The following is a 12488-nucleotide window of genomic DNA, read 5'->3' as shown; positions in this document are numbered from 1 at the left end:
ATCATGCCCGTCCCCGGATTTCCGCCAGCCGCGCCCCGGCCGCGCTCAGCAGCAGGTCCAGCGCCGCCGGATACGAGCTGAGCCGCATGTCGGCGACGAGATGCCGGGCCGTCGCCGCGATGTGCGGGTGGGTGTCGGCGGGCAGCCGGGCGTACGTCGCCTTCCATACGGCGCTCTCGGCGTCCCTGGCGGCCTTGGGCAGGGCCGTGCTCGCCGAGTCCAGGGCGCCGAAGGCGAGGGCCTGGTCGACGAAGGCGTGATAGACGCGCACCGCCTCGGCGTCCGGGAAACCGGCCCCGCGCAGCACGCCGAGGATGGTCTCCACGGCCTGGATCTCGTGTGCGCGCCCGGTCACCCGGTAGGCGCTGAGCACAGCGGCCCGGGGGTGCGCGAGCGCCCCCTCGTGCATCCGCAGGCCCAGGTCGCGCAGGTCGGCGCGCCAGTCGCCGGTGGGCCGCCAGGTGCGCAGGGTACGGCCGATCAGCTCGTCGGCGACGGCCAGCAGCAGGTCGTCGGTGTGCCGGAAGTAGCGGTACAGGGAGCTGGGGTCGGCGCCGAGGGCGCGGCCCAGGCGGCGCACGGACAGGGCCTCGGCGCCGTGCTCCTCGATCAGCCGCAGCGCGGTGGCGACGATCAGCTCCTCGGACAGCACGACGCCCTGTTTGGTGGGGCGCCTGCGCCGCCGGTCGGCGGCCGGGACAACGCGGTCGGTCATGGCGGCTCCTCCCCGATCCCAGTGGCCGCACCTTATGACAACACCGTTGACCTGTGAAGTGCACGGCCAGTTTCATGTGCGGTCACCGGGGCCGACCAGGCCCCCTGGTGCGAGCGGAGCCCGCCATGACCGACACTCCCCCAGCCGTGGAACCACCCGTGCTGCGCAAGTCCCTCGGCGTCCTCGACGGCGTCGCCATCGCCGCGTCCAGTACGGCGGCCACCACCAGCATCGGCATCGGCCTCGGGGTCACCGCCGGGGTGGTCGGCCTGCATCTGCCGGCGATCATGCTGCTGGCGTTCCTGCCGGTGCTGGGCATCGCGGGCGCCTACACCCGCCTCAACCGCGTGGAGCCGAACGCGGGCAACGCCTATGTATGGGTGGGCCGTTCGCTCAACCCCTGGCTGGGCTTCATGGTCGGCTGGGTGACCATCGTGGCGACGGTGGCCTTCCTCGCGTACACCACGGCGGTCACCGGCTCGGCCCTCATCCAGCTCGCCGGGGACGCGGGGCTGCACCGCCTCGGCGGCCTGGACCTGGACCCCGGGTCGACCGCGCAGACCACCGCGGTCGGCATCGTGGTGCTGGTCGCCGTCACCCTCACGGCCGTCACCGGCGTCCGCAAGGCGGCCCGGCTCCAGGGCTGGCTGCTGGTCTTCGAGTACGTCGTCCTGCTGGGCTTCTGCGGCTACGGCATCGTCACCGGGCCGCACGACTTCAGCCTGAGCTGGTTCGACCCGTTCGCCATCCCGTCCCCGACGGCGCTGGCGCAGGGCCTGCTGCTGTCGGTGTTCTGCTACTGGGGCTTCGAGGCGGCCTTCACCGTCACCGAGGAGGTCCGCGACCCCCGCGACGCCTCCCGGGCCGGTTTCACCACCCTGTTCACCATGCTGGCGCTGTTCCTGCTCGGCTCGGTCGCCTTCCAACGCGTCCTGTCGGAGGAGGAGCTGGCGGGCCATGGCGCCGAGGGGCTGGCCTTCTTCGGTGAGCGGCTGGCGGATCAGCCGCTGGCGGTACTGCCCTTGGTGGCGCTGATGTTCTCGGCAGTGGCCTCGCTGCAGGCCGGCGTGATCCCGGCGGCCCGGGGGATGTTCGCGATGAGCCGGGACCGTACGCTCGGGCCGGTGTGGTCCAAGGTCAGCCCCCGATACGGGACTCCGGCCGCCGGGACGCTCCTCATCGGCGCGCTCGCGGCGGCGGTCGCGACCCTCGCCCTGGTCATCCCGCGCCTCGCGGACATGATCACGGCGACGGTGAGTGCGGTGGGGATTGTGGTCGCCTTGTCCTACGCGCTCACCGCACTCGCCGCGGCGGTGCGCTTTCGCGGGCTGCTCCGGGAGGACTGGCGGGAGGGGATGCGGGCGGTGGTCGTGCCCACGCTGAGTGCGCTGTCCCTGCTCGGGCTCGGCGGGTATCTGGGGTGGTCCTTCTACACCTCCGCCGATCACTTCGAGGTCAGCGCGGACAACGGGTGGTTCTTGCTGGCGACTCCTCTGGTGATGATCGGGTCCGGGTTTGTGGCTGCGGCGTGGGCCCGTTGGGTGCGGAAGTCTTCTTACTTCCGGACCGGCCGGGGTACCGCTGCGGAGGCGCCGGCCGCTTCGGTGGTTGTGCCGCGGTAGGTCGTCTGTCTTGTGCGGCTTCGTTGTGGCTGGTCGCGCCCACGCGGCGGAGCCGCATATCCACACAGCCCCGCGCCCCTGAACGGCGCTGCTGTCCCCCTAGTCGACAAGGAACTCTCACATGCACGCAGATCTCGTCTTCATTGGTGGCCCCGTTCTCACCCCCGACGGTCGTACCGCCAACGCTGTTGCCGTCGTCGGCGATCGCATCGCCGCCGTCGGACGTGAGGAGGTGTTGGAGCTTGTCGGGCCTGGGACCGAAGTCGTGGAGCTCGGTGGGCGGTTGTTGATGGCCGGGTTTCAGGATGCTCATGTGCATCCGGTGCCCGCGGGGCTTGAGATGACGCAGTGCGATCTGACCGGGGCCAAGACCGCGGCCGAGTCGGTCGCCGCCGTGCGGGCGTATGCCGAGGCGCATCCCGAGCGGGAGTGGATCACCGGGGGCGGGTGGTCGATGGAGGCGTTCGAGGGGGGTACGCCCACGAAGGAGCTGCTCGACGCGGTGGTGCCGGACCGACCGGTGTACCTGCCGAACCGCGATCACCACGGTGCCTGGGTCAACAGCCGGGCGCTGGAGCTCGCCGGGGTCACGCGCGACACGCCCGATCCGGCGGACGGGCGGTTCGAGCGGGATGCGTCCGGTGAGCCGAGCGGAACGCTCCAGGAGGGGGCCATGCAATGGGTCGGGCGGCTCACTCCCCCGGCCACCAAAGAGGATCGGGTCGCCGCGCTGCTGCATGCCCAGCGCCATCTGCACTCCCTCGGCATCACCGCCTGGCAGGACGCGCTCGTCGGGGACTTCCTCGGGATGGACGACCCGGCCGAGGCGTATGTCACCGCCGCCCGCGACGGCTCGCTGACCGCTCGGGTGGTCGGCGCGCTGTGGTGGGACCGCGAGCGCGGGGCCGAGCAGATCCCCGAACTCGTCGCGCGGCGAGCGGAGTTGGAGTGCGGCCGGTTCCGGGCCGGGACCGTGAAGCTGATGCTGGACGGGGTCGCCGAGAACGGCACGGCCGCGCTGCTGGAGCCGTATCTGGACGGCTGCGGCTGCGCCACCGCCAACCGCGGCACGAGCTTTGTCGATCCCGGCCAACTCCCCAAGTACGTCACCGAGTTGGATGCCCTCGGCTTCCAGTGCCACTTCCACGCGCTGGGCGATCGGGCGGTACGGGACGCGCTGGACGCGATCGAGGCGGCGCGGGCGGCCAACGGGCCGAGCGACACGCGGCCCCACCTGGCGCATCTTCAGGTCGTGCACCCGGACGACGTGCCGCGGTTCGCCCAACTCGGAGCGACGGCGAACATTCAGCCCCTGTGGGCCGCGCACGAACCGCAGATGGACGAGCTGACCATTCCCTTCCTCGGGCCCGAACGGACCGCGTGGCAGTACCCGTTCGGTGCGCTGCTGCGCTCCGGCGCCCGGCTCGCGGCGGGCAGCGACTGGCCGGTCAGCAACCCCGACCCGCTGGCTGGCGTCCATGTGGCGGTGAACCGGGTGGCGCCGGAGAGCGCGGGGCCGGTGTTCCTGCCCGGCGAACGCATCGGCCTCGCCGCGGCGTTGACCGCGTACACGGCCGGATCGGCGTATGCGAACCATCTCGACGACACCGGAGTCGTGCGGCCGGGGGCGCTGGCGGATCTCGTGGTCCTGGACCGGGATCCGTTCACCGGTCCGCCGGAGGAGATCGCGGCGACCCGGGTGGCGCAGACGTTCGTGGGGGGCAAGCGAGTATACGCAGCTCAAGTGGTTTGAACAGTAACGGATATCACGGTCGGGTCACGGTGTAGATCATTTACGCTCTGGGCAGTCTCGTTCCGCTTCTCGATTCAACTTGCGTATCGAGAAAGCGAGTTCGAATGAGTGGGCGGCCGATGCGGCCGCCCGCCCGCAGGGCCGGGGGGACTCTGCGCTACGCCTCCCGAAAGGACACGCATGTCGCAGGACGTCCGGCTCGACCTTCCCTTCGACACTCCGGTCGGCGACCGTCCGGTGTACGCGGAGCCAAGCGCCCAGCTCGGACCGGCGGAGGCGGCGAACGCATTGGCCCGCCTCTTCGCGCAACACATCGACGGGAGCACGGAGCAGTTCCGAGATTGCCAGAACGCCGATGAGGAGCGGCTGGACGCGCTGATACCCCCGCCCGCCACCCCGCTGCGGGTGGCGGGAGCGATCCAACCGGCGCCACGCGCCTTCCTGCCGCCCGACGAGGAGGGCCAGGCCAGACTGAGGCGGCTCGACGCCAGCCTGCGCCTGATCGAGGCCGCCTTCCCCCAGGTCAGTACCGATGCCGAGGTCTGCCGACTGACCTGCACGATGCTGGAGGGGGCCTGGCGGAGCCGGGCGCTCACCCCGCCGCGCGAGCAGGAGCAGACCACCGACTGCTCCTGCTCCCTGTGCCGTCGGCTGCCCACGCCCCCCGCCCGCACGCTGACCGACTACAGCTGGCGGCAGAGCGCCGGCCGCCCCCTCACCGTCAAGACCTGGCCGTACCGCCGGGAGCTGGACAGCGTGCTGACCGGTGGCTGGTCCGTGGTCCGGCAGATGAACGACCTCGAACAGGACCTCGGCTACCGCCATCGCTTCGAGGACGACATCCTCCTCTTCCACGAGTACAAGCGCGTGATCGACGACATAGACACCGCGCACCTCACCCAGCTCGTCGAAGGCCGCTTGGCCGAGAGCTTCAGCACCAACAGCGCACGGGCCCTGGTGTGCGGACTCTTCGCGGCGCACAAACGATCCGTCGACGAGTACTGGCTCCAGCAGCACCACGCGGGCAACGTCGTACTCCCCCAGACCAACCCGCTCAGCCAGGGCACCTACTCGGTCCTCCAGATGATGGACTGCCTGTTCTGGCACGTCTCACCCGACACCGAGCTCTGGCAGGAGGAACACCTCGCCTCCCTGCTGCTGTGCCGCGTCGTCGACGACATGACCGACGTAAGGGTCGACGCCCTCACCGGCGAGATCAGCAACTTCTGGCTCGCCGACATGCCCACCCACACCAAGGCCCTGTACGCCGCCTCCGCCATCGCCCTGGTCAAGTACGGCTGCCTGCCCGAGGCGCATCAGCGCCCGATGTGGAACACCTGGCTGATGCCCAGCACCGTCGTCTGGATGGGGCTCACCGGCCGCCACGCCCTGTGGTTCGACGGCATCACCGAAGGGCTCCCCCCGGCCGAGGACTGCCCGCTGTGCGACCTGCGGCCCGACGCGTGCACCGGCCTTCTCACCGACGGCGCCACGCTCACCATCGCCCCGCGGCCCAGCGCACCGGACCTGAGTCCCCGGACCGCCGAGCTGTCCGCGCGCTGCCGTGCCCAGCACCCTGAGACATGGCCCCTCTTCGACGCCGAACTGCACGCCTTCGAGGCGCTGCACGGCCCATGGCAGGGCTGCGTCGACAGCACCTGGGAGATCCTGCGCCGCACGTACATCGCCGCGGTGGAGGCTTCCCGCGCCGAACCGTCCACGGCCCGGGCCCGGCAGATCCAGCAGGACTCCGGCGCGGTAGGAGCCGAGTTCTTCTACGCCCTGTACGAGCCCGAGACCGGGCGGGAGGACACCGCGCTGCTCGCCTACATGTTCGGCTGCGCCCACCCGCACTTCCTCTGGAACGCCACGGGACACCGTCCCTCGGACGTCACCGGCGACTGGCTCGACGGCTGAACGCCGCTGCCCGGCCGGATTCCCCGGCCGGGCAGCGGCGTCTGTGATCCTAGACCGTGAACTCGACCGGCAGGCTGTCCAGCGGGGACATCCAGGTGGACGCGGTCGAGGTGAGCTCCTCCGGCGGCACGGCCAGGCGCAGGCCCGGCAGCCGGTGCAGCAGGACGTCCACCGCGATCTCGATGATGGACATCCCGATGTTCTGCCCGGGGCACTCGTGCGGGCCCGAACCGAACGCCAGATGCGCCTGGTTGCCCTGCACCGAGACATCCAGGTCGGGCCGGATCTCGGGGTCGACATTGCCCGGGGCGAGACCGAGGACGAGCAGGTCGCCCTCCTCGATCCGGTGCCCGCCCAGTTCGACGTCGCTGGCGGCGAAGCGCCCCGGCAGGACGGCCAGCGGCGGCGAGTTCCACATGGCCTCCTCCACCACCGCCGAGATGTTCAGCTGACCGCTGATCAGCCCGGACAGCCGGGAGGAGTCGGTCAGGACCAGCTCCAGCACCCGGGCCAGCAGGCTGGTCGTGACATGCGCGGCGATCAGCACCGCGCGCAGGTGGGCCACGACCTCGTCGTGGTCAAGCGCCGCGTGGTGCTCCAGCAGACCGGTGGCGAGGTCGGAGCCGGGTTCGGACCGCCTGCGCTCGACGAGTTCACCGAAGATCTCCCGGATCACACCGTCGTGCATGACGGCGTCCTCGCCGCCCTTCATCACCTGGGCGCAGGACTCGACCAGACGGCGCCCCTCCGCCTCGGCGAGCCCCAGGATGCGGGCCGTCACGAGCATCGGCAGTAAGTCGGCGTAGTCCGCGACCAGATCGGCGCGGCCCGTGTCCGCGAACGCGTCGATCTGCTTGTTGGCGAAGTGCGTGGCGTGGCGCCGGATACCGCGGTCGGCGGCGGACTGCAGCCCGTCGCTGACGGCTCCGCGCAGCCGGCGGTGCGCCTCGCCGTCCTGGGACACGCAGTCGGGGCGCCAGGCGAGCATCGGGATCAGCGGGGAGGTGTCCGCGATCCGGCCCTCCCGCCAGTCCCGCCAGATCCGCCCGTCCCGTGCGAACTGGCGGGGGTTGTCGAGCACGCGCCGGCTGTCCCGGTAGCCCAGTACCAGCCAGGCGGGGATGTCGCCCTCCAGCAGCACCGGCGCCACGGCGCCGTGCTCCTTGCGCAGCCGCTCGTAGATGCCGCGCGGGTCGGTCGCCGCCTCGGACCCGTAGAGCCGGACCGGTTCGGCCGAACCGTGCGCGACCGGGCAGCCGCGGGGGGCCTCGGGACTGTCGAGGTTCTGATCGCTCATCGGGGCTCCAGTGCGACGGCGGAGCGTTCCTGCAAGTGACGGATCAGGGCGATGAGCACGTCACGGCTGGATGACCGGTCGCGGGCGTCGCAGGCCACGATCGGGGTGTGCGGGGCGATGTCAAGGGCGTCCCGGATCTCCTCGACCGGATGGTCCTTGGAGTCGGGGAAGACATTGAGGGCGATGACGAACGGCACGTCCTGCCGCTCCATCTCCTCGATCGCCCGGAAGCTGGAGGCGAGCCGCCGGGTGTCCACCAGCACGACCGCCCCGAGCGCGCCCTTGAACAGGCCGTTCCACAGGAACCAGAAGCGTTCCTGGCCCGGGGTGCCGAACAGGTACAGCATCAGGCTGTCGTTGATGCTGATCTTGCCGAAGTCGAGGCTGACGGTGGTCTCCGTCTTGTCCGCGACCCCGATGAGGTGATCGGACTCGACGCTCGCCTGGGTGAGGGTCTCCTCCGTGGTGAGCGGCTTGATGTCGCTCACCGAGCGGACCATGGTGGTCTTCCCGGTGCCGAACCCGCCGGCGATCATCACCTTCACCGAGCGGGTGCCGCCGCCGTCCGGCCCGCCGGGGTGGTCAAAGCCTTTGAAGTCCACTGAGTACCTCCTCAAGGAGCGCGAGGTCGGGCCCGCGGCCGGCGCCGTGCGCCGGGATGGGGTCACGGGCTTCGACGCGGCCTGCCTCCAGCAGGTCCGTCAGCAGCACCGCGAGAATGTTGAAGGGCAGTCCGAGGTGGGCGCCGAGTTCGGCCACCGACAGCGGATCGCGGCAGCGCCGGAGGATGTCCTCGTGCTCGTGCTGCAGGCCCGGTACGGGGGCCACGCGGGTGACGATGAGGGTCGCCACGTCAAGGCTGGACGCCGAACCGCCCGGTCCGCTGCGCCCCTTGGTGAGGACGTAGTAGCGCTCGAGACCGGACGGGTCCGTGGGCCGGCGGGGAGCACTCATCCAGAGTGCTCCTCCAGGCGCGGGGTGGTGCCGAGCAATTCGCCCATTCTCCGCGCCAGATCCCTCATCTGATGTCCGAGCAGCCCCTGGTCCAGGCCCTCGCGGGCGAGGACGCCGAGATAGGTCTCGACGCCCGCCCGTACGACGAACAGGTGACCGCCGTCGACCTCGATCATCGCCAGCCGCAACTGTCCCGCGTACTTGGGGAACTGTTCGGCGACCGGCTGGGCCAGCGCCTGCAGACCGGCCACCACGGCGGCGAAGCGGTCCACGTCGTCGGGGTCTTCGGCGCCGTAGGAGGTGATGGCCTTGCCGTCGCTGGAGGCCACCAGGGCGAAGCGGATCTCCGGGATGGACTCCACCAGATCGCGGAGCGCCCAGCTCACGTCGGTTCCCTGCTGCGTCATGCGGACTTGTCGCTCTCTTCGGTGTGGTGCTCGGTGGACTCGCGTCCGGCGGTGGCGTCGTCGCCGTCGGCGCCCTCGCCCTCGCCGGGCTCCCGGCCCGCCGTGGCGAAGGCGGCCAGACCGGCGAAGGACGCGTCCGGCGGGACGGCCGCGACCGCGGTCCCCTCGCTGCGTTCGGTGCGTTCGACCGGCTCGTGGCGGGCCGCCTCGCCTCTCTTGCTGCGGCGCCGGGGCAGTCCTCCGGGCGTCGTCTCGCCGTCGTCGCCCACGAGCGTCTCGGCCGGCGCGATGGCGACGGCGGTACGGGACGCGGGCTCCGTCGCGGTCGCGGTCGCGGCCGCCGGGGCGGCCGGAGCGGTGGCCGCGGTGGACGCGGGCACCGGGCTGAAGTACTTGTGCGGGACGACGATGACCACCGAGGTACCGAGCCACGGCGAGTCCGCGTAGGTGACGCGGATGCCGTAGCGGCGGGCCAGCGAGCCGACGACCCGCAGCCCGATGCTGGCGTCCTCCGAGACGCCGCCGAGTCCGGCGCCGGGCGAGGTACCGGCGAGCGCGTGCTCGGCCTCGCGCTTCTTCTCCTCGCTCAGGCCCTTGCCCGAGTCCTGGATCTCGATGCCGACGCCGTTGGGCACCTCCTTGCCGGAGACGACCACCGGCTCGGTCGGCGGCGAGTAGCGGGCCGCGTTGTCCAGGAGGTGGGCGAAGATCAGCGTGAGGTGGTCCACCAGGCCGCCGTCGACGCCCAGTTCGGGCAGATGACGCACCTCGACCCGGTGGAAGTCCTTGATCCGGCCGATGCCGCCGCGGACCACGCTGAGCAGCCGCTGCGGCTCCTGCCACTGGCGGCCGGGCCGGTCCGAGCCGCCGAGCACGCCGACGCTGGCGGCGAGACAGTCGGCCGGGCCGATCGCCTGGTCCAGCTCCATCAGGCCGCGGGCCACCGACGGCAGCCGTCCGTGCTCGCCCTGCATCTCGTGCAGCCGGCCACGGAGCTTGCTGGTCAGGACATGGATGCGGTTGCCGATACTGATCACGGCCTGCTCGGCGGAGGTCGAGCGGTTGAACTCCGTCTCCAGACCCATCAGGGAGGTCCTGAGCACCTTGCGGAGCTCGGCCTGGAGCTCGTCGCTGACCTTGGCGCTCCGGTTGACGGCCGGCAGCAGGTCGTCGACGGCGTCACCGGCGCGCAGCCGCTCCAGCGCGTCGGGCAGCTGCTCCCCGGCGAGCCGGGCGACCGCGTCGTGCTGGTGGGTCAGCTGTTCCTTGAAGATCCCCGCCTGGTCGGCGAGCTGAGCCTCGTAGGACTGAGCCTGCCCGGCCAGCCGCTCCTCGAACGCCCGTGCCTGCTCGGCGAGTTGGGCCTCGTAGCCGCCGGCCTGCTCGGCGAGGCGGCTCTCCACTGCGGCGCGCTCGCCTTCCTGGGCGACCCGCTCGGCCGCGAACTTCCGCTCCAGGCCCGCGACATGCTGCTGCCACTGCTGCGTGTGCGCGGCCTGCTCGGCGCGGAACCCGGCCTCGGCGCGGCCGAGTTGTGTCCGGGTGCGCAGCAGGAGCCGTACGCACACGGTGCCGGCCGCGGTGGCCGCGGCGCCGGCGACAGCGGTGGATATTCGCTCGGAGCTCATGAATGTCGCGGCTACCGTCCCGCCTCCTAAGGCCAGCGGCATCAGCCACCAGCTGTACCAGGCGACGGGGGGCCGCGCCGCCGGGGGCGGAGTGGCGAGTTCCATCTGCATCCTTCGAACCAAAGCGATCGAACAGGGGGGTGTGCAAGGGGACCGCACTCATGAGTACGCACCGCGAGGGCACCGGTACTGACCGGGCCAACTCGCAGCGCCGTGAGGGAGCTTATCGGGTTCGAGGGCAAAAGGATCAACCACGCCCGGTCCACGGAGGTGAGGGTTCCGTCACTCTCCGCCAGGAATCGGTCCGAATCGGAACCTGGACAGGTGTCCAGGTACAGTGGACATCTGTCCAGGAACGAAGGAGAGGGAGAACCGTGGAAACGGTCGCGAACGTGCTGGTGGGGCTGGTGGCGGTGCTGCACTGCTACATCCTGGTGATGGAGATGTTCCTGTGGCAGAAGAAGCCCGGGCGTTCACTCCACGGTTTCGATCCACAACTGGCCCGGACCACCGCCCCGATGGCCGCGAACCAAGGCCTGTACAACGGCTTCCTGGCCGCCGGTCTGGTCTGGGGACTGATCGCGGCCGACCCCACGGGCTACCGCGTCCAGGTCTTCTTCCTGGTCTGTGTGGTGGTCGCGGGTGTGTTCGGCGCGGTCACCGCGAACCCCCGGATCCTGCTGGCACAGGCGCTGCCCGGCGCGCTCGCCCTGGCCGCCGTCCTGGTCGCCCGGTGAGCCGGGCGGCGCCGAGCGGTTCGGCTCCGGAGGACCCGCGGACCGCGCGCACCCGGGAACGGCTGCGCCGGGCCCTGCTCGACGAATGCGCCGAACGCCCGCTGTCCCGGGTCTCGGTGGCCGCGGTGGTCCGCCGGGCCGGGGTCGGCCGGGCCACCTTCTATCTGCACTACGACGGCCTGGAGGCACTGGCCGTCGACGCCTGTGCGGATGTGGTGCGCGAGGCCGTGGAGGCGCTGCACGCCTGGCGGGGCCGCCCCGACCCGGTGCACGCCCCGCCCGCGCTGGTGGCGTTCTTCGGCTCGCTCGCCCCGCACTCCGCGCTGTACACGGCGCTGCTCGCCCCGGGCGGCGGCGGCCCGCTCGGCCGGGTCCTGCACCGTGACCTCAGGGCGTACAGCCTGCGTGAACGGGAACTGGCCGGCGCGGCGGACGCCCCCCTCGTCGCGTCCGCCGTCGCCGCCACCTTCGCCGGAGTCCTGGCCGACTGGCTGCACGGCCTCATCGAGGCCACCCCCGGACAAGTGGCCGACCAGGTCTGGCAGTTGCTGATCGCCCTGCACCGGAGCCGGTGAACTAGGCGCAGCCGAAGCCGTCGTTCACCTCCGGCCAGGCCTCCACGCCGTCCGGGGTGCGGATGTACGCCTTGGCCGGGTCGTCGTCCGTCAGCCACAACTCCTGGTCCTCGTAGCGGTATCCGGTGTCCCGGGCGTCCGCGGGCAGGCGGACGTCGCCGTCGTAGGGGGAGCTGAGCGCGTCCGGCGGGAGCACTCCGGCCGGGTCACGGACGTAGAGCCGGCCGTCCTTGCCCTGGCCCGTCGACAGGAAGTGGGCCTGCTGCCAGTCGCAGTGCTCGGGACCGACGCTGGTGTTCACCGTCGTGATCGGCACCCGGCGCCCGTCCCGGTCGGTCCAGATCTCGTACCACTGGGTGTCGGTGAAGCTCTCGGGGAGTTCGGCCGGGTCGCAGGAGGCGCTGGTCTCCGGTCCCCAGCCGGGGCGGCCCTCGCCGTCCTTGGCGACGATCACCGCGACCTTGGTCCGGCCTTGCACGTCGAGGGAGTACAGCACCCGCTCGCCCTCCCGGCGCTCCTCGCGGTAGCCGGTGCGCGGCACGTCGGGCTGCTCGATCTCGAAGTACGCCTCAAGGCCCTCCGCCGGAGTGGCGCCCCCGTCGCCCTCGCTCCACCGGTCGCTGCCGCCGCCCGAGTAGATCTCCCCGTCGCACTCCAGGGCGCGGCCCGCGGCGCCGGACTCGATCCGGGTCGCCCGTGGGCTGTCCTCGTCGAGGTTCTTGACGGGCACCTGCAGGGGCCCGCTGTACGGCGCGGCCGGGGCCGCGCCCTCGACGACCACGCCCTCCCCGTCGGCGCCGCAGCCCACCGCGGTCACGGCCACCACGAACGCCACCGTCATCAGCTTCGCGCGCATCCCCACCCCTTGTCCGCCGTTCGGTTC

The 12488-nt window shown here is 71.5% G+C and carries 12 protein-coding genes; 5 read left to right on the top strand and 7 right to left on the bottom strand.

From position 1 onward, the window contains the following. Window position 1 precedes the first annotated feature (1 nt). Window positions 2–715, bottom strand: a complete 714-nt coding sequence (locus tag STRCI_RS36800) for a TetR/AcrR family transcriptional regulator (RefSeq protein ID WP_269663325.1) — start codon at window positions 713–715, stop codon at window positions 2–4. Window positions 716–840: 125 nt separating this feature from the next. Between STRCI_RS36800 and STRCI_RS36795 the strand changes: the two genes are divergently transcribed. The 3 genes from STRCI_RS36795 to STRCI_RS36785 all read left to right on the top strand — a co-directional run bounded on the left by STRCI_RS36795 (window position 841) and on the right by STRCI_RS36785 (window position 6007). After that, window positions 841–2337 (top strand): APC family permease, encoded by a 1497-nt coding sequence (locus tag STRCI_RS36795; protein WP_269663324.1) that lies wholly within the window; start codon window positions 841–843, stop codon window positions 2335–2337. Window positions 2338–2458: 121 nt separating this feature from the next. Then, the gene (locus tag STRCI_RS36790; RefSeq protein WP_269663323.1) at window positions 2459–4090 is read left to right on the top strand and encodes an amidohydrolase; all 1632 of its coding nucleotides are present in this window, start codon (window positions 2459–2461) and stop codon (window positions 4088–4090) included. Between the two features lie 180 nt (window positions 4091–4270). After that, window positions 4271–6007 (top strand): hypothetical protein, encoded by a 1737-nt coding sequence (locus STRCI_RS36785; protein ID WP_269663322.1) that lies wholly within the window; start codon window positions 4271–4273, stop codon window positions 6005–6007. Window positions 6008–6056: 49 nt separating this feature from the next. Here STRCI_RS36785 and STRCI_RS36780 read toward each other — a convergent pair whose 3' ends face one another. From STRCI_RS36780 to STRCI_RS36760, 5 genes are read right to left on the bottom strand one after another with little or no spacing between them, the layout of a single operon-like run. Beyond that, a complete protein-coding gene (locus tag STRCI_RS36780; protein ID WP_269663321.1) occupies window positions 6057–7304 on the bottom strand; it encodes a cytochrome P450 in 1248 nt (415 codons plus the stop codon). Next, a complete protein-coding gene (locus STRCI_RS36775; RefSeq protein WP_269663320.1) occupies window positions 7301–7906 on the bottom strand; it encodes a GTP-binding protein in 606 nt (201 codons plus the stop codon). The genes STRCI_RS36780 and STRCI_RS36775 overlap by 4 nt, the downstream gene beginning before the upstream one ends. Beyond that, window positions 7887–8258 carry a DUF742 domain-containing protein gene (locus STRCI_RS36770; protein ID WP_269663319.1) on the bottom strand — a complete coding sequence of 124 codons (372 nt, stop codon included), beginning with the start codon at window positions 8256–8258 and terminating at the stop codon, window positions 7887–7889. The genes STRCI_RS36775 and STRCI_RS36770 overlap by 20 nt, the downstream gene beginning before the upstream one ends. Further along, window positions 8255–8665 (bottom strand): roadblock/LC7 domain-containing protein, encoded by a 411-nt coding sequence (locus STRCI_RS36765; RefSeq protein WP_015655861.1) that lies wholly within the window; start codon window positions 8663–8665, stop codon window positions 8255–8257. Before STRCI_RS36765 ends, STRCI_RS36770 begins: the two co-directional genes overlap by 4 nt. Next, complete coding sequence (locus STRCI_RS36760; protein ID WP_269664738.1) at window positions 8662–10398, bottom strand: sensor histidine kinase; 1737 nt, start codon at window positions 10396–10398, stop codon at window positions 8662–8664. The genes STRCI_RS36765 and STRCI_RS36760 overlap by 4 nt, the downstream gene beginning before the upstream one ends. Before the next feature lie 269 nt (window positions 10399–10667). Here STRCI_RS36760 and STRCI_RS36755 point away from each other — a divergent pair, with 269 nt between their 5' ends. Together STRCI_RS36755 and STRCI_RS36750 are read left to right on the top strand one after the other, a co-directional pair. Next, window positions 10668–11030 carry a DUF1304 domain-containing protein gene (locus STRCI_RS36755; protein WP_269663316.1) on the top strand — a complete coding sequence of 121 codons (363 nt, stop codon included), beginning with the start codon at window positions 10668–10670 and terminating at the stop codon, window positions 11028–11030. Then, entirely contained in the window at window positions 11027–11605 is a 579-nt protein-coding gene (locus STRCI_RS36750; protein WP_269663315.1) for a TetR/AcrR family transcriptional regulator, read from the top strand. Before STRCI_RS36755 ends, STRCI_RS36750 begins: the two co-directional genes overlap by 4 nt. 1 nt (window position 11606) lies before the next feature. Here the strand turns inward: STRCI_RS36750 and STRCI_RS36745 are convergent, their stop codons facing one another. Next, window positions 11607–12461, bottom strand: a complete 855-nt coding sequence (locus STRCI_RS36745; RefSeq protein ID WP_269663314.1) for a hypothetical protein — start codon at window positions 12459–12461, stop codon at window positions 11607–11609. Between the last annotated feature and the right edge of the window lie 27 nt (window positions 12462–12488).

Source organism: Streptomyces cinnabarinus (assembly GCF_027270315.1).
Classification (GTDB): Bacteria; Actinomycetota; Actinomycetes; order Streptomycetales; family Streptomycetaceae; genus Streptomyces; species Streptomyces cinnabarinus.
Note: the sequence above shows the minus strand (reverse complement) of the source record. Positions and strands in the feature narration are given on the sequence as shown.